The organism is Arthrobacter sp. Ld5, assembly GCF_051172775.1.
In the GTDB taxonomy this organism is placed as follows: Bacteria; Actinomycetota; Actinomycetes; order Actinomycetales; family Micrococcaceae; genus Arthrobacter_D.
This window is the reverse complement of sequence record NZ_JBPKBO010000002.1, coordinates 144018-159835: the sequence shown is the minus strand read 5'-3', so window position 1 is coordinate 159835 and position 15818 is coordinate 144018. Positions and strand designations below refer to the sequence as shown.

14 protein-coding genes are annotated in these 15818 nt (G+C 70.9%); 7 read left to right on the top strand and 7 right to left on the bottom strand.

The genetic code is table 11. The features are described from left to right. Nucleotide 1 precedes the first annotated feature (1 nt). The 4 genes from ACSGDB_RS01135 to ACSGDB_RS01120 all read left to right on the top strand — a co-directional run bounded on the left by ACSGDB_RS01135 (nucleotide 2) and on the right by ACSGDB_RS01120 (nucleotide 3225). Nucleotides 2-793 (top strand): HAD-IA family hydrolase, encoded by a 792-nt coding sequence (locus tag ACSGDB_RS01135; protein ID WP_434992137.1) that lies wholly within the window; start codon nucleotides 2-4, stop codon nucleotides 791-793. Further along, nucleotides 790-1422, top strand: coding sequence for a dihydroxyacetone kinase subunit DhaL (gene dhaL / locus ACSGDB_RS01130; RefSeq protein WP_434992134.1), 633 nt, complete (start codon nucleotides 790-792; stop codon nucleotides 1420-1422). The genes ACSGDB_RS01135 and dhaL overlap by 4 nt, the downstream gene beginning before the upstream one ends. A 44-nt stretch (nucleotides 1423-1466) precedes the next feature. Further along, the gene (dhaK, locus tag ACSGDB_RS01125; protein ID WP_434992131.1) at nucleotides 1467-2462 is read left to right on the top strand and encodes a dihydroxyacetone kinase subunit DhaK; all 996 of its coding nucleotides are present in this window, start codon (nucleotides 1467-1469) and stop codon (nucleotides 2460-2462) included. 187 nt (nucleotides 2463-2649) lie between these two features. Beyond that, nucleotides 2650-3225 carry a hypothetical protein gene (locus ACSGDB_RS01120; protein ID WP_434992130.1) on the top strand — a complete coding sequence of 192 codons (576 nt, stop codon included), beginning with the start codon at nucleotides 2650-2652 and terminating at the stop codon, nucleotides 3223-3225. A 30-nt stretch (nucleotides 3226-3255) separates the two neighbouring features. On the opposite strand, the gene ACSGDB_RS01115 is transcribed toward ACSGDB_RS01120, so the two are convergent. Continuing rightward, on the bottom strand, nucleotides 3256-3963 hold the full coding sequence (locus ACSGDB_RS01115; RefSeq protein ID WP_434992129.1) for a substrate-binding domain-containing protein: 708 nt from the start codon (nucleotides 3961-3963) through the stop codon (nucleotides 3256-3258). Nucleotides 3964-4112: 149 nt separating this feature from the next. On the opposite strand from ACSGDB_RS01115, the gene lhgO reads away from it, so the two are divergent. Next, on the top strand, nucleotides 4113-5303 hold the full coding sequence (gene lhgO, locus ACSGDB_RS01110) for an L-2-hydroxyglutarate oxidase (RefSeq protein ID WP_434992127.1): 1191 nt from the start codon (nucleotides 4113-4115) through the stop codon (nucleotides 5301-5303). After that, complete coding sequence (locus ACSGDB_RS01105) at nucleotides 5300-6376, top strand: Ldh family oxidoreductase (protein WP_434992125.1); 1077 nt, start codon at nucleotides 5300-5302, stop codon at nucleotides 6374-6376. The genes lhgO and ACSGDB_RS01105 overlap by 4 nt, the downstream gene beginning before the upstream one ends. Nucleotides 6377-6416: 40 nt before the next feature. Here ACSGDB_RS01105 and ACSGDB_RS01100 read toward each other — a convergent pair whose 3' ends face one another. Both ACSGDB_RS01100 and ACSGDB_RS01095 read right to left on the bottom strand, forming a co-directional pair. Further along, entirely contained in the window at nucleotides 6417-7109 is a 693-nt protein-coding gene (locus tag ACSGDB_RS01100; RefSeq protein WP_434992124.1) for a GntR family transcriptional regulator, read from the bottom strand. Continuing rightward, nucleotides 7106-7819 (bottom strand): fumarylacetoacetate hydrolase family protein, encoded by a 714-nt coding sequence (locus ACSGDB_RS01095; protein WP_434992123.1) that lies wholly within the window; start codon nucleotides 7817-7819, stop codon nucleotides 7106-7108. Before ACSGDB_RS01095 ends, ACSGDB_RS01100 begins: the two co-directional genes overlap by 4 nt. 71 nt (nucleotides 7820-7890) lie before the next feature. On the opposite strand from ACSGDB_RS01095, the gene ACSGDB_RS01090 reads away from it, so the two are divergent. After that, nucleotides 7891-10752: an FAD-binding and (Fe-S)-binding domain-containing protein gene (locus ACSGDB_RS01090; protein WP_434992120.1), complete on the top strand. Its 2862-nt coding sequence runs from the start codon at nucleotides 7891-7893 to the stop codon at nucleotides 10750-10752. On the opposite strand, the gene ACSGDB_RS01085 is transcribed toward ACSGDB_RS01090, so the two are convergent. From ACSGDB_RS01085 to ACSGDB_RS01070, 4 genes are read right to left on the bottom strand one after another with little or no spacing between them, the layout of a single operon-like run. Next, the gene (locus ACSGDB_RS01085) at nucleotides 10749-12491 is read right to left on the bottom strand and encodes an IlvD/Edd family dehydratase (RefSeq protein ID WP_434992119.1); all 1743 of its coding nucleotides are present in this window, start codon (nucleotides 12489-12491) and stop codon (nucleotides 10749-10751) included. The two genes, ACSGDB_RS01090 and ACSGDB_RS01085, sit on opposite strands and share 4 nt — an antisense overlap. A 4-nt stretch (nucleotides 12492-12495) precedes the next feature. Continuing rightward, the gene (locus tag ACSGDB_RS01080) at nucleotides 12496-13656 is read right to left on the bottom strand and encodes an acyl-CoA dehydrogenase family protein (RefSeq protein ID WP_434992118.1); all 1161 of its coding nucleotides are present in this window, start codon (nucleotides 13654-13656) and stop codon (nucleotides 12496-12498) included. A 4-nt stretch (nucleotides 13657-13660) separates the two neighbouring features. Then, on the bottom strand, nucleotides 13661-14878 hold the full coding sequence (locus tag ACSGDB_RS01075) for a CaiB/BaiF CoA transferase family protein (protein ID WP_434992117.1): 1218 nt from the start codon (nucleotides 14876-14878) through the stop codon (nucleotides 13661-13663). Further along, nucleotides 14875-15798 (bottom strand): fumarylacetoacetate hydrolase family protein, encoded by a 924-nt coding sequence (locus ACSGDB_RS01070; protein ID WP_434992115.1) that lies wholly within the window; start codon nucleotides 15796-15798, stop codon nucleotides 14875-14877. The genes ACSGDB_RS01075 and ACSGDB_RS01070 overlap by 4 nt, the downstream gene beginning before the upstream one ends. Between the last annotated feature and the right edge of the window lie 20 nt (nucleotides 15799-15818).

Here is a 15818-nt window from a genome sequence, read left to right as displayed (position 1 = left end):
CATGCCCGCCCTCATCTTCGACTGCGACGGCGTCCTCGCCGACACCGAGCAGTACGGCCACCTGCCCGCGTTCAACCAGACCTTCGCCGAGTTCGGCGTGCCCGTGCAGTGGAGCGTCGACGAGTACGCCGAGAAGGTGAAGATCGGCGGCGGTAAGGAGCGCATGCGCAGCATCCTCACGCCGTCGGTCGCCTCGTCGCTCGGCCTGCACGACGACGCCGGCACAGACGCCGCGATCCTCGCCTGGCACAAGCGGAAGACCGAGATCTACAAGGGGCTCGTCGAAAGCGGCGTCATGCCCGCCCGGCCGGGCATCGCCCGCATCGTGCAGGAGGCGCACGACGCCGGGTGGACGCTCGCCGTCGCCTCCACCTCCGCGGAACCCGCGGTCCGCGCCGTCCTGACCCACGCCGTCGGGCAGGACCTCGCCGCGCACTTCGCCGTGTTCGCCGGCGACGTCGTGCCCGCCAAGAAACCGGCGCCGGACATCTACCTCCTGGCGTTGCGGGAGCTCGGGGTGTCGGCCGACGACGCGATCGTCGTCGAGGACAGCGGCAACGGACTCCGCGCCGCCTTCGCCGCCGGACTCCGGACCGTGGTCACCGTCAGCGGGTTCACCCGCGAGGAGGACTTCACGGGCGCGGCGCTCGTCGTCAGCTCCCTCGGCGACCCCGACGGCGACCCTGTCGAGGTCCTCGCCGACCCGCACGGTGCCGGCGTCCGCGGCGTCGTCGACCTCGCCACCCTGCAGGCGCTGCTTGCCACCTCGTCCACCGGAACGGAGACACCATGAGCACCACCGCCCTCGCCGACGTCGAGTACGTCGTCCACTCCCTGGCGCAGACCGCCGTCGAGAAGGAGAAGGAATTCGGCGACCTCGACGCCGTGGTGGGCGACGGCGACCTCGGCTACTCCCTCGCCCGCGGCTTCGAGAAGGTCCTCGCCGACTGGGACTCCCTCAAGCGGGACGACGCCGCCACGTTCCTGCAGCAGATCGCCCTCGCCATCTCCAGCCGCATCGGCGGGACCTCCGGGCCCCTGTGGGGGACGGCGTTCCTCCGGGCGTCCGCCGCCGCGAAGGGCGCCGACACGATCGACGGAGCCGCCGTCGTCGCCATGCTCCGCGGCGCCACCGACGGCATCAAGGCGCGCGGCAACTCGGACCTCGGCGACAAGACCCTGCTCGACGCCCTCATTCCCGGCACCGACGAACTGGAACGACGGCTCGCCGCGGGCGCCTCGCCCGAGGAGTGCCGCACCGCGTTCGCCGCGAAGGTCCGCGAGTGCGCGGATGCGACGTCGACCATGGAGGCCAAGCGCGGTCGTGCCAGCTACAGCGGGGAGCGCAGCATCGGCTCGCCCGACGCCGGGGCGGTGGCCGTGGCCGTCATCATCGAGCGGATCGTGGCCGACTGGCCCTGACTCTTCCGTCTACCCGTCCCAACTCACAACGATGTGGAGCCCCCATGAAGAAGTTCGTCAATGATCCGCAGCAGTTCGTCCCCGAGATGCTCGAGGGCCTGGCGCTCGCCAACCCGGACACCCTGAAGTACGTGCCCGAGTACAACCTGATCATGCGCGCCGACGGCCCGGACGAGAGCAAGGTGTCGATCGTGCAGGGCTCCGGCTCAGGGCACGAGCCGGCGCACGTGATGATCGTGGGCAAGGGCATGCTCGACGCCGCGTGTCCGGGCGACGTCTTCGCGGCCCCGCCGTTCGATTACGTGTACGAGACCACCAAGCTCATGGCGTCGCCCAAGGGCGTGCTGCTGCTGGTGAACAACTACACGGGCGACAAGATGGTCTTCGAGATGGCTCAGGAGATGTCCTCCGCGGACGGCATCGAGGTGAAGACGCTGTTCATCAACGACGACGTCTCCGTGGAGGACTCCACCTACACGATCGGGCGCCGCGGGGTGGCGGGCAACTTCTTCGTCATCAAGGCCGTCGCGGCCGCCGCCGAGCGGGGCGCGGACCTGAACGAGGTCATCCGGATCGGCGAGAAGGTGAACTCGGTGACGAGGACGATGGGCGTCGCGCTCACCGCGTGCACGCCGCCGGCAAAGGGCAGCCCGCTGTTCGAGCTGGGCGAGGACGAGATCGAGATGGGCGTCGGTATCCACGGCGAGCCGGGCCGCCGTCGGGCGAAGATGATGCCGGCGAACGAGATCGTCGAGGAGATGCTCGTCCCCATCGTGAAGGACCTGCCGTTCAAGGAGGGCGACCGCGTGGCGCTCATGATCAACGGCCTCGGCGGCACCCCGATCAGCGAGCTGTACCTGCTGTACGGGCAGGCGCACAAGCGCCTCGCGGAGCAGGGCATCAGCGTGGGCCGCAGCTATGTGGGGGAGTACTGCACGTCCCTGGACATGGCCGGCGCCTCCATCACGCTGGTGAAGCTCGACGACGAGATCGAGGGCCTGCTCATGGACCCGGCGGAGATCCCGATCCGCGTGTTCTAGTCCTCTCAACGCACGATGGCGGGGCTCGCATCTTCGGTGCGGGCCCCGCTGTTCTGTGTCGTGACTGCCGATCCACGGTGTCGCTGACTGCGACGGGGGAGAGATAGCCTTACGACGGCGTGCCGCGGAGTTCGGGCGCGCATCGATCTCATCTCTCTGGGGGCATTCCGTGGATCTACTGGGCGGCATGAGCGTGGACGCTCTTCACCTCGGCACGTGGATCGTCCCCGCCGTCATCGCGCTGGTGGCTGGTTTCCTGCTCCAGCGCGCTGTCCACTGGATCGCGCTGGGCGCCGTGCTGCTCTTCGCTGCCCTCAACGCGGCCGCCGCGGTCTACGTCCTGAACACCTTCAGCGATGCGCGGTGGTCCCCGGAGGGGCAGGAGACGCTGAGCGCGCCGTCGCTCTCCGAGACGCCCATGGTCGGGGAGTTCCTGGAGCCGCTGGATTCCGCCCTGGAAGGCGTCGTGGGCGGGGTCAACGACTTCCGGGCCTTCCAGGAGGCCCTCCCCGTGGCGCTGGACTTCCTCGCACTGTCGGGGTGGGCCCTGCTGGTGGCGGTTCCGCTGGTCGTCCTCGCCGGTGTCGTCAGCTTCTTCAAGGCCCAGCGCCGGAAGGCTGACTTCCGGAAGTACCGTGCCACTGTCGACTCACTTCAGGACGAGCTCGAGCAGATCAAGCGGCAGCTTGCGGCCGGGTATCCCGTGCCTCCCGCAGGGGCCCACGTCGTCGATGTGGGACCGCGTCCGGCAGGCCGCGGCTGACCCCGTCGCCGCACACCACGCCCCTCAGGCTTAGAGGTTCAGCAGGCCGGTCGCCGCATAGGCCTCTCGTGCCGGCCCGTCCGTGAGGTGGTCGACGAGGCGTTGCGCGGCGGCCGAGCCTGCCGCGCCGGGGCCGAGGGCAACAGAGAATTCGCTGTGCTGCTGACAGTCCTCCGGCAGCGGGATCACCGTGTCGATACCCTCCACGAACAGCAGTTCGCTGACCTGCTGCACGGCGAGATCGGCTCGACCGTCCATCAGCGCAACGCCCGTGAAGCCGGAGTCCAGGGCCGTCGCGCGCGCGAGCACCGGCTCCGCGATGCCGAGCCGGGCGAGCAGGTCCCGGAAGAAAATCCCGCTCTGTCCGGCGCGAGAGAACGCGACCGACCGCGCACCGAGCAGCGCGTCGGCGAGGTCGCGCTCGGTCGCTATCGCAGGAGGCCGACCGCCGGGGGCCACGCCGACCCCGATCGCGGATCTCACGAGGGGCACCACTCGTCCACCGGAGAGGAGGCCCGCGGCGTCGAGCCTCTCCAGCGCCTCCCGGGTGGCGATCAGGACGTCCGGCGCCGCACCGGCGTCGAGCTCCTCGACGAGGAGGCTGGTCGGGAGGTACTCCGTGCGGACCGGGAGGCCGGACGTCCGCCGGAAGGCCGGGAGGACGGTGCGGTCCAGGGCCTTGCGGACGACGAGGGAGCTCATCAGGTGGACATCCGGGCGGTGCGGGGGAGTCGACACGAGTACGTCCTTCGCTGGGTCCTGCGAGGCGGGGTTCCTGACGCGGGCGGCCTTGCCCGTGTGCCAACTCTATATTGTTGCTCATAGAGATATAGAGTTGGCCGAAGGTGATAATCATCAGCGACGACGATGTCAGTGAGGACACGGGTATGAAGAGCTCCGTAGTAGTTGTGGGTGCCGGGATCGTCGGGCTCGCCACCGCGTATGAACTGGGGCTGCGCGGTCACCGCGTGACCGTCGTCGACAAGGAGCCCCGGCTGGCGGACCACCAGACCGGGAACAACTCGGGTGTCATCCACTCCGGGCTGTACTACGCGCCGGGGAGTCTCAAGGCCACCCTCGGGACTGCGGGAGCCCAGTCGATGCACCGCTTCGCGAAGGACCACGACGTAGCCGTGGACATCTGCGGGAAGCTCGTGGTCGCCACCCGGCAGGACCAGCGTCCCGCGCTCGAGGAGCTCCACCGCCGCGGCGTGGCAAATGGAGTGCCCTGCCGCATCATCTCCCCCGAGGAGGCCCGCGACTACGAATCCCACGTCGCGTGCGTGGCGGCCCTCCGCGTGGAATCGACGGGCATCGTCGACTACCGGGGAATCTGCGACGTGCTCGGGCGGCTCATCCTCGAGGCGGGCGGCGAGATCCGGCTCGGCGCCGAGGTCGTGGGAATCTCCGCCGACTCCGGGTCCGTGACCGTGTCGACCACCACCGGAGAGATCTCCGCCGACGAGCTGATCAACTGCGCAGGACTGCACAGCGACCGCATCGCGCGTCTGGCCGGCCTCACCCCCGATGTGCGGATCATTCCGTTCCGGGGCGAGTACTTCGAGCTCACGCCGGACCAGTCCCACCTGGTCCGGGGGCTGATCTATCCGGTGCCGGACCCGAGCCTGCCGTTCCTCGGCGTCCATCTGACGAGGATGATCGGCGGCGGGGTGCACGCCGGGCCGAATGCCGTGTTCGCCCTGGCCCGTGAAGGCTACACCTGGCTCACGGTCAATCCCCGGGACGTCCTCGAGAGCGCGGCCTGGCCGGGGCTGTGGAAGCTGGGCGCCCGGTACTGGAAGGTCGGCATGTCCGAGGTCGCCCGGTCCCTGTCCCGGAAGAGGTTCCTGGCCAGTCTTCGTGAGCTCGTCCCCGACCTCGGCGACGACAGCCTCGTCCCGACCCACGCCGGGGTCCGTGCGCAGGCGATGCGCAGGAACGGAGACCTCGTCGACGACTTCTCCTTCGACAGGGCGCCCCGCCAGATCCACGTGCTCAACGCGCCGTCCCCGGCGGCGACCGCCGCACTGGAGATCGGCCGGCGCATCGCCGACGAGTTGGAGGCGGGCACGCGGTGAGTCCGGACGCCGTGCGCCGCTTCGACGCCTCCCAGCTGCACGAGCAGATCGTCGCCGTCCTGCGGGCCTGGGGCATGCCGGGCGAGCCCGCGGACGCGACGGCGACCGTGATGGTGGAGACCGACCTCTCCGGCATCGATTCCCACGGCGTCTCGATGCTCATGCTGTACGAGGAGCTCCGGGCCGGGAACCGCCTGAAGCTCGACGCCGTGCCCGAGGTGGTGCGCGACGCTCCGGCCTTCGCCGTCGTCGACGGTGGAGCCGGCCTCGGACATCCTGCCGGCCTCCACGCGGTGGAGCTCGCGATCCACAAGGCCTCCGTCTGCGGGATCGGGGCGGTGGCGGTGGGCAACTCACACCACCTGGGTGCGCTCGGCCACTACGTGCGGAAGGCCGCCCAGCGCGGCCTGGTCGCCCTCATGACGACGACGACGCGGACACCGGTCGTGGCAGCGTCGGGAGGCACGACGCCGATCCTCGGGACGAACCCGATCGCGTTCGCCGCTCCCCGCGCGGGCGGAGGCGAGCTCGTGGTCGACATGTCCACGAGCGTCGTCGCGATGAACAAGGTGAAGGCCTACGCCCTGAAAGGACAGGACCTCCCGTCCGGCTGGGTCTTCGACCGGCAGGGCCGTCCCGTGACGGACGCCGCGCTCGCGTACTCGCTGCTGACGACGCGCGAGGGAACGCTCGGACCGCTCGGAGGGGCCGGCCCCGAGACCGGCGGGCACAAGGGCTTCGGGCTCGGCCTGATGGTCCAGGTGCTCAGCGCGGCGTTCTCGGGAGCCGCGCTTCCCCTGGACGACGCCGACAGCGACAACCTCGGCCACTTCGTCCTGGTGATCGATCCGACGGGGGCGGGGGAGAGCGGCGCGACCGCACGCTACGTCGACGACCTCCTCGGCCTCCTGGTCCGGGACGAGCCCGACGTCGTCCTTCCCGGCAGCCCCGAAGCGGTGGCCCGCGCGGACCGCGGCCGGAACGGCATCCCGATCCCGGAGAGCCTCCTCGAGCATCTTCGCGGGATCTGCGACAGGGCCGGGACCGACATGATCCTCACACCGCTCGGCTGACGCGCCGGCCCGCGGCCGGAGCCCGCTGCGGGTCCCGTCCTCACTCGTCCGAGGCCACGACCTGGCGGTCCCGAAGGGCGCGGCCCTTCGCGTTCTCGATGTGCGTCCGGATGGCCGAGGAGGCGCCGTCCGCATCGCGCCTGGCGAAGGCGTCGAGGATCGCACGGTGCTCGGCCGCGGTGGTGGCCGGCGCCGTCGAGCTGGTCCTGGCGTACAACCGGAACCGCTGCGCCTGACCGCCGAAGGACTTCCAGGCGTCCTCGAGGAACGAGTTGTCGGCCTGCCGTGCGATGGCCGCGTGGAACTGCTCGTCGGCCTGCAGGAAGCTCGTGACCGGGGGCTGACCGGGGACGTGCGCGCCGATCTCGAGGTGGCCGATGGTGTCGGCCAGGTGCTCGAGGAACTCCGGTGTCACCCGCAGGGCCGCCTCATGGGCGAGGGCCGGCTCGAGGACCAGGCGGGCGTCCATGATCTTCCGGAGCGCGTCCATGCTGAACAGCGGCGCCACCCGGTACCCCTTGTGGGCCTCCCGAAGCACCAGCCCCGTATGTTCGAGCCTCGCGAGAGCCTCCCGGATCGGGGTCTGGCTGACCTCGAACTCCCGCGCGAGGTGCACGAGGTTCAGCACCTCGTCCGGTGTCCGCCGGCCGTCGAGAAGCTGCCCGAGGAGCTCGTCGTGGACCTGGTCGGCGAGGGGCTGCCGGCCGGCCGGACGCTGCGGTGTCGGGCTCACTCGACGGTGAAGGACAGGTCGGCGACGCCGTCGATCCCCGCCGTCACCGTGCTCCCGCGGGTCACCGCCCCGACGCCCGCCGGGGTGCCGGTGAAGACGAGGTCACCCGGACGCAGCGTGACGGACCGGGAGAGGTGCGCGATGATCTCGGGCACCGTCCAGATCTGGTCGCCGAGGTCCCCCTCCTGCCGGATCGCGCCGTCCACGCCGAGCCAGATCCGGCCCCGGTCGGGGTGGCCCACCTCGCCGGCCGGCCGCAGCGGCGAACACGGCCCGGAGAAGTCGAAGCCCTTCGCGAGATCCCACGGACGGCGGAGGGTCTTCGCCTCGGCCTGCAGATCGCGGCGCGTCAGGTCCACGCCGACGCCGTAGCCCCAGACGGCGTCGAGGGCGTCCGCCGGGTCGAGGTCGGAGCCGGCCTGCCCCAGCGCGACCACGAGTTCCACCTCGTGGTGGAGATCGGCCGTCTGCGGCGGGTAGGGGACGGCGGGCCCGGCACCACCAGGACCCGACGGCTGCTGCGGCGCGAAGACGGCGTCGGCGGGTTTCAGGAAGAAGAACGGGGGCTCCCTGACCGGATCGGCGCCCATCTCGCGCGCGTGGTCGGCGTAGTTGCGTCCCACGCAGAACACGCGCCGCACGGGGAAGAGGGCGTCGCCGCCACTGACCGGGAGGCTGGGGAGCGTGGGAACCGGGACGACGTAGGTCATGGAGCTCCTTGCGGAATCGGTGGCCGGAGCCACGGGCGAGTGGCGCACGACAAGTGATTAACATGTTACTTATGGCAATGATGCTTTCGGCACCCCGGTCCCTCGCCTCCGAGCTCCGCGCACGTGGCGTGAAGGATGCGCGGGACGACGCGACCTCGCGGGCGGTCTACTCGAGCGACGCCTCGCTGTACCGGGTGCAGCCGTCAGCCGTCGTCTTCCCGCGGCATCTCGACGAGGTGCTGACCACGCTCGAGGTGTGCCGGGAACGCGGGGTTCCCTTCACGTCCCGCGGCGCCGGGACCTCCCTGGCCGGCAACGCGATCGGCCGCGGCGTCGTCGTCGATTTCAGCCGGCACCTGAACCGCGTCCTCGCGTTCGACGCCGAGGCGCGCACCGCCGTCGTCGAGCCCGGAGCGGTCCACGCGACGCTCCAGAAGGTGGCGCTGGCCCAGGGCCTGCGATTCGGACCCGACCCCTCCACCCACACACGCTGCACCGTGGGCGGGATGATCGGCAACAACGCCTGCGGGTCCCGCGCGCTCGCCTACGGACGCACCGCCGACAACGTGACGCACCTCGACGTCGTCACCGGGTCCGGCACGCGGCTTCACCTGGGCCCCGACGGCACCCCGTCGTCGTCGGAGACGGACGCGCTGCGCTCCCTCGTCGGCGCGGAGCTGGGCACCATCCGCACCGAACTGGGCCGGTTCGGGCGCCAGGTGTCGGGCTATTCACTGGAGCACCTGCTCCCGGAGCGCGGGTTCGACCTGCGGCGGGCGCTCGTCGGCAGCGAGGGGACCCTCGCCGTCGTCCTCGAGGCGGGCGTGCGCCTCGTGGCCGACGCACCGCACAAGACCATGGTCGTGCTGGGGTTCCCCGACATCGGGGCCGCGGGCGACGCCCTCCCCGCGGTGCTGCCGTTCGCGCCCACCGCCTGTGAGGGACTCGATTCGCGCATCGTCCAGGTGGTGCGCACCCGCAAGGGCCCGCAGGCCGTCCCCGAACTGCCGGGAGGTGCGGCCTGGCTGTTCGTCGAGGTGTCCGGCGACGACCCGCTCGAGGTGGCCCACCGCGCCGGGCTCGTCGCCGGGATCGACGCCGCGCGGCACTCGAGGATCATCACCGACGCACGGCAGGCCGCCGCCCTCTGGCGCATCCGCGAGGACGGGGGAGGGCTCGCCGGGCGGTCACCGGCCGGCGCCCCCGCGCACGCCGGCTGGGAGGACTCCGCGGTGCCGCCCGAGAGCCTCGGGGACTACCTCCGCGAGTTCGACGAGCTCCTCCTGGCGCACTCCCTCACCGGATTCCCCTTCGGGCACTTCGGGGACGGCTGCGTCCACATCCGGCTCGACTTCCCGTTCCAGCGCGACGACGGCGCGGCGGCGTTCCGCGCGTTCCTGACCGACGCGGCACAGCTGGTCGCCCGCTACGGCGGGTCTCTCTCCGGCGAACACGGGGACGGCCGGGCCCGCAGCGAACTCCTCCCGTACATGTACTCGCCCGCGGCCATCGCCCTGTTCGGCAAGGTGAAGGGGATCCTCGACCCGGACGACATCCTGAACCCCGGCATCCTCGTGGACCCCGAACCGCTGGACGCGAACGTGCGCGTGGCCGAGGCCGGACCGCTGCGGACCGGTCTCGGGTTCGGGTACCAGCACGATGCGGGCGACTTCAGCCAGGCGGTGCACCGCTGCACCGGAGTGGGCCTGTGCCGTGCGGCGCACGCGGACAACAGCGCCGTGATGTGCCCCTCCTACATCGCGACCCGCGAGGAGAAGGACTCGACCCGCGGCCGTGCCAGGGCGCTCCAGGAGATGATCAACGGGAGCGTCACCGGGAGCCCCACCGGGGCGGGCACGCCCAACTGGCGCGCGGCCGAGGTCCATGACGCACTCGACCTGTGCCTCTCCTGCAAGGGCTGCTCCTCGGACTGCCCCACGGGGACCGACATGGCCGCGTACAAGGCCGAGGTGCTCCACCAGAGCTACAAGGGCAGGCTCCGTCCGGCGTCGCACTACTCCCTGGGCTGGATGCCGCGCTGGGCAGGACTCGCGGCGCGGGCCCCGCGGACCCTGAACTTCCTCATGCGGCTACCCGGCATCCGCCAGACCGGTCTGCGCCTGGCCGGCGTGGACCAGCGCCGGACCATCCCGGCGTTCGCACCCCAGACCTTCCACGCCTGGTTCCGGAGCCGCCGTCCGTCCGGGGCGCCCACCGGCCGGCCCGTGGTGCTGTGGGCCGATTCGTTCACCGACAACTTCTCCCCCGAGGTGGGGCAGGCTGCGGTGCGTGTCCTCGAAGCAGCGGGCTACGAGGTGCGTCTTCCCGAGAAGCCGCTGTGCTGCGGGCTGACCTGGATCTCCACGGGTCAGCTCGACTCCGCACGCAGGATCCTGCACTCGACCGTGGAGGCGCTGCACCACTCCGTCGCCGAGGGCATCCCGATCGTCGGCCTCGAACCGTCCTGCACCGGTGTCCTGAGATCCGATGCCATGGAGCTGCTGGGCACCGAGGCGGCCCGTGCCGTGGCACGGTCCACCCAGACCCTCGCGGAGTTCCTCGGGACGGTGCCCGGCTACGAGCCGCCCCGTCTGGAGGGGACCGAGGTGGTGGCGCAGCCGCACTGCCACCACCACGCCATCATGGGCTGGAGTCCTGACGCGGCCCTGCTGGAGCGGGCCGGCGCCACCGTCCGGAAGCTCGGCGGATGCTGCGGGCTCGCCGGCAACTTCGGCGTGGAACGGGGACACTACGAGATCTCCGTCCAGATCGCCGAACAGCAGCTCCTGCCGGCCATCCGGTCGACGACGGAGGACGCCGTGGTGCTCGCGGACGGGTACTCCTGCCGGACCCAGATCGAGGACCTCAGCGACCGTCGCGGCATCCACCTGGCGCAGCTGCTCGACCCGGCGGCGCAGCGGCCGGACTCCTAGGCCGGGTTGCGTGGACCGTCCCGGCCCGGGAGGTCCGTGCTCTGCAGGAACCGGAAGTCGCACCCCTCGTCGGCCTGGGTCACCTCCGACACGTACAGTCTCCGGTACCCGCGGGCGGCCACCGGGGGAGGGGGAGGGCCGAGCTCGTCCTCGCGTCGCACCAGCTCCTCCGGGGGGACGTCGAGGTGGATCGTCCGTCGGCTGACGCTGAGGGTGATGGCGTCGCCGGTCCGCACCAGCCGCAGCGGGCCGCCGACCGCGGACTCGGGCGTGACGTGGAGGACGACGGCGCCGGCCGCCGTGCCCGACATGCGGCCGTCCGAGATGCGCACCATGTCCTTCACCCCCTGCGCCGCGAGCTTCCTCGGGATGGGGAGGTACCCGGCCTCCGGCATGCCGGGCGCTCCCACGGGGCCGATGTTCCGCAGGACGAGGACGTCCCCGGCGGTGACCTCGAGGGCGTCGTCGTCGATCCGCGCCGCGAGGTCCGCCGCGTCCTCGAAGACCACCGCGCGGCCCGTGTGCTCCAGCAGGTGGGCCGACACCGCCGCCTGCTTGATGATCGCGCCGCCCGGCGCGAGGTTGCCGCGCAGGACGGCGAGGCTGCCCTGGGGGTACACGGGGTCGGTGAGCGGCCGCACGATGTCGGAGGGGAAGCCGGGCCCCGCCGCGTCCAGTTCCTCGCCCACGGTCCGGCCCGTGACGGTCGGCGCGTCCCGGTGGATGAGGTCCCCGAGCTCGCGCAGGACGGCGGGGACACCGCCGGCGCGATGGAAGTCCTCCATGTAGTAGGCGCCCGACGGCTTCAGGTCTACCAGCACGGGTGTCTCGGCGCTCATCCGGTCCAGGTCCTCGAGGTCGAGGCGGATCCCGAGCCGTCCCGCGACGGCGGTCAGGTGGATGATCGCGTTGGTGGAGCCGCCGATCGCCAGCAGGACCCGGAGCCCGTTCTCGAAGGCCTGCCGCGTGAGCACGGTGCCCATCTCCGTGCCGCGTGCGGCAAGGGCCACCGCCTGGGTCCCGGTCCGTTCGGCGATCCGCACGCGGTCGGCCGTCACGGCGGGAGGGCTCGCGCTGCCGGGGAGGGCGATGCCCATGGCCTCGGCGAGGCAGGCCATGGAGCTGGCGGTGCCCATGACGGAGCACGTTCCCACGCTGCCCACGAGCCGCGAATTGACGTCGTCGATCTCCTGCCGGTCGACCTCGCCGCTGCGGAACTTCCCCCAGAAGGCCCGGCAGTCCGTACACGCCCCCACGCGCTGCCCGCGGTGCCCACCGGTCAGCATGGACCCGGTGACCAGGGTGATCGCCGGGACGCCGGCCGACGCCGCGCCCATCAGCTGCGCGGGGACGGTCTTGTCGCAGCCACCGATGAGCACGACGGCGTCCATGGGCTGCGCGCGGATCATCTCCTCCGTGTCCATGGACATGAGGTTGCGCAGGAACATGCTGGTCGGCTGCGAGAAGCTCTCGTGCAGCGAGATGGTCGGGAAGTCGATGGGCAGACCGCCGGCCATCAGCACCCCCCGCCGGACGGCGTCGAGCAGGGCGGGCATGTTGCCGTGGCACGGATTGAAGCCACTGCCCGTGTTGATGATGCCGATGACCGGCTTGTCCAGCGCGTCGTCCGAGTACCCGGCGCCCTTGATGAACGCCTTCCGGAGGAAGAGGGAGAACCCCTCGTCGCCGTAGCTGGTGAGACCACGCCGGATGCCGACGGCGGCAGCAGGTTCCGTCACGGGGCTACCGGAACGCGGGGATGCCGGTGATGTGGTTGCCGAGGATCAGCGTGTGCACCTCGTCGGTCCCTTCGTAGGTGCGCACGCTCTCCAGGTTATTGGCGTGGCGCAGCGGCGAGTAGTCCAGTGTGACACCGTTCCCCCCGAGCATCGCGCGGGCCTCCCGGCAGATCTCGATGGCCTCGCGGCAGTTGTTGAGCTTGCCCACGGAGATCTGGTACGGCTGCAGGGTGCCCGCATCCTTGAGGCGTCCCGTCTGCAGGGCCAGCAGGATCCCCTTGTTGATCTCGAGCGCCATGTTGACGAGCTTCAGCTGGGTGATCTGGTAGCCGGCCAGCGGCCGGCCGAACTGCAGGCGTTCCTGCGCGTAGTCGAGGGCGGCGTAGTAGCTGTCCCGGGCGGCCCCCATGGCGCCCCAGATGATGCCGTACCGGGCCTCGTTGAGGCACTCGAACGGGCCGCGGAGTCCCTTCGCCTTCGGGAGCAGCGCGGTGCCGGGCAGCCGGATGTCGGTGAGTTCGACGTCGCACTGGATCGACGCCCGCATGGAGAGCTTCTGGACGATCGGGGTGGCCTTGAAGCCGGGGCTGTCGGTCGGCACCACGAAGCCGCGGACGCCGTCGTCGGTCATCGCCCAGATGACGGCCACCTGCGCCACCGAGGCGAGCCCGATCCACCGCTTGCTGCCGTTGAGGATCCAGTCGTCGCCGTCCCGTTTGGCGACGGTGAGCATGCTGGCGGGATCGGACCCTCCGGTGGGTTCGGTGAGGCCGAAGCAGCCGATCGCCGAGCCGGCGGCCATCTTCGGCAGCCACTCGTTCTTCTGCTCCTCCGAGCCGTGCTTGGCGATGGCGCTCATCGCCAGGGAACCCTGGACGCTGACGAAGGTGCGCAGCCCCGAGTCGCCGGCCTCGAGCTCCATGGCAGCGAGCCCGTATTCGACGGAACTCCGGCCGGGGCAGCCGTAGCCCTTGATGTGCATGCCGAGGAGTCCGAGTTCCGCCATGCGCGGCACGATCTCCAGGGGGAACTCCCCGCGGTCGTACCAGTCGGCGATGTTCGGCTTGATGGCGGTGTCCACGAAACCGCGGACGCGGTCGCGCAGGGCACGCTCGTCCTCGGTGAGGAGGGCATCGATGTCGAGGAGGTCTGATCGTTCGGTCATGGGTCTACTTTCCGGTGGCTGCGGGCTGGAGGGTGGATGTGAAGGATGCTCCGTCGTGTTCCCCGAGGAGCGGGGGGACCCGCGTGTAGCTCGCGGGTGTCCCGGAGAGGCGGATCGGGTTGGCCACCTGTTGACTGGTGCGCCCCGTGGCGGTGTCGGTGATCTCGACGACCGGGGCGAGCCCCAGTTCCTCGGCGAGGTCGAGTGCCTCGGCAATGGAGTTGACCTTCCCGGCGGGCACGCCCGCGGCACTGAGGAGGTGAGCCCATTCGACGGCGCTCCTGGTGCCGAGCTGCCGCTCGAGCAGGACCTTCAGGGCGTCGCGGTGGGCCACACGTTGTGAGTTGTCCCGGAAGCGGGGGTCGGCGGCGAGTTCCGGGACGCCGAGGACGCGGACCAGGGACTCGAACTGCTTGTCGGTCCCGACGGCGATCGCCACCGGGCCGTCGGCCGTCAGCAGGGTCTCGTAGGGGGCGATGCTGGGGTGGGCGTTGCCCATCCGCTGGGGTGCCTCGCCGGTCGCCAGCGTGCTCGAGGCCTGGTTGACCAACCCGGAGAGCAGGGACGAGAGCAGGTTGACCTCCACGCGCTGGCCCTTCCCGGTGGCATCCCTCGAGCGCAGTGCGGCGAGGATCCCGACCACGGCATTCTGGCCGGTGACCACGTCCACCAGCGCCACTCCCACCTTGCTCGGCTCGGAGTCCTGCGAACCGGTGACGCTCATCAGCCCTCCCACCGCCTGGACGAGGAGGTCGTAGCCGGGAAGATGCGCGCCTCCCGTGCTGCCGAAGCCGGTGATGGAGCAGTACACCAGGTCCGGTCGCTGCGCGGCGAGGGATTCGTAGTCCAGCCCGAAACGCTGCATGACCCCGGGGCGGAAGTTCTCGATGACGATGTCGGCTTCCAGCGCAATGGCGAGGGCCCTCGCCAGTCCCTCGGGGTTGCGGAGGTCGCAGACCACCGAGCGCTTGTTCCGGTTCACGCTGGAGAAATAGGTGCCCACCCCGTGCTCGTCGACCGGCGGGACCCAGGACCGCGTGTCGTCCCCGGCCGGGCTCTCCACCTTCAGGACGTCCGCCCCGAAATCGGCCAGCATCATGGACGCGAACGGGCCGGCGAGCACCCGCGAGAAGTCCGCGACCTTCAGTCCCTCCAGCGGCCCGGGCGCCGGGTGTCCTCCCGGTGTGGTCCCGGCCGGTGGCCTGTCCGTAGTCGTGCTCACTGTGATTCCTCCTCCAGGAGAGTCTGCCTGCGGTCCTGGCCGGACGCAGTGACGGGGTTGCTGAGCACGCCGACGCCGGCAACGCGGCACTCGGCCGTGTCACCGGGGGTGACGTGGATGGCGCCGGGCGTTCCGGTGGAGATGATGTCCCCCGGATACAGCGGCATCACCTTGCTGTGGAAACTGATCAGGTATGCCGGGTCGTAGCGCATGTGGGACACCGTGTTGCTGCGCCTCACCTCGCCGTTGACCACGGTGGCGACCTCCATGTCGGCGAGGGTCCCGTGACCCACGGCTTCCGCGAGCGGCACGATCCGGGGGCCGAAGGAGAAGAAGCCGGGGAAGTTCTTGGAGCGGGTGAGGAACCGCGGATTACGCTGCAGGATGTCCTCGGCCGTCTGGTCCAGCACGGGCACGACGCCGGCCAGGTAGTCCAGTGCGTCCTCCGGCTCCACGTTGCGGCAGTACCTGCCGATGACGGCGGCCACCTCGGCCTCCGTGGTGGTGCGCTCGCTCTGCTCCGGGATGGGGATGGCCTCGCCCGGTCCGATGACGGTGTGGTCGCCCTTGATGAACGACGCCGGTTCCTCGGGTACACCCTCGGAGAGGTCGGACGCGTGCTCCACGTAGTTCAGCCCGATACCCCAGAGCATGCGGGGGTGGCGGTAGGGGGCACCGTAGACGGCGTCGTCGGGGCTGCTGAAGACGGCGTCCTCGGCGGTCTCCGCCGCAGCATCGAGTGCGCCCAGGTGGTCCCCCGTGAGGACGTCGAGGATGTCACCGGTGAAGCCGGGCAGGAGATCGTGCACGCGTGCGAGACCGCGTCGGGGGTGGACGACGGCCGCCGTCTCGGTGCCGGCGGTTCCCGGTCCGCCGGCCGGTGCGGCGATCGAACAGAGGTGCAGAATGCTGGGAGCCATGACGCTGCCCTTTCGAGTCG

Coding starts and splice junctions, on each gene's coding strand:
- ACSGDB_RS01135 (WP_434992137.1), top strand. CDS start 2: ATGCCCGCCCTCATCTTCGACTGCGACGGCGTCCTCGCCGACACCGAG.
- dhaL (WP_434992134.1), top strand. CDS start 790: ATGAGCACCACCGCCCTCGCCGACGTCGAGTACGTCGTCCACTCCCTG.
- dhaK (WP_434992131.1), top strand. CDS start 1,467: ATGAAGAAGTTCGTCAATGATCCGCAGCAGTTCGTCCCCGAGATGCTC.
- ACSGDB_RS01120 (WP_434992130.1), top strand. CDS start 2,650: ATGAGCGTGGACGCTCTTCACCTCGGCACGTGGATCGTCCCCGCCGTC.
- lhgO (WP_434992127.1), top strand. CDS start 4,113: ATGAAGAGCTCCGTAGTAGTTGTGGGTGCCGGGATCGTCGGGCTCGCC.
- ACSGDB_RS01095 (WP_434992123.1), bottom strand. CDS start 7,819: ATGACCTACGTCGTCCCGGTTCCCACGCTCCCCAGCCTCCCGGTCAGT.
- ACSGDB_RS01090 (WP_434992120.1), top strand. CDS start 7,891: ATGGCAATGATGCTTTCGGCACCCCGGTCCCTCGCCTCCGAGCTCCGC.
- ACSGDB_RS01080 (WP_434992118.1), bottom strand. CDS start 13,656: ATGACCGAACGATCAGACCTCCTCGACATCGATGCCCTCCTCACCGAG.
- ACSGDB_RS01070 (WP_434992115.1), bottom strand. CDS start 15,798: ATGGCTCCCAGCATTCTGCACCTCTGTTCGATCGCCGCACCGGCCGGC.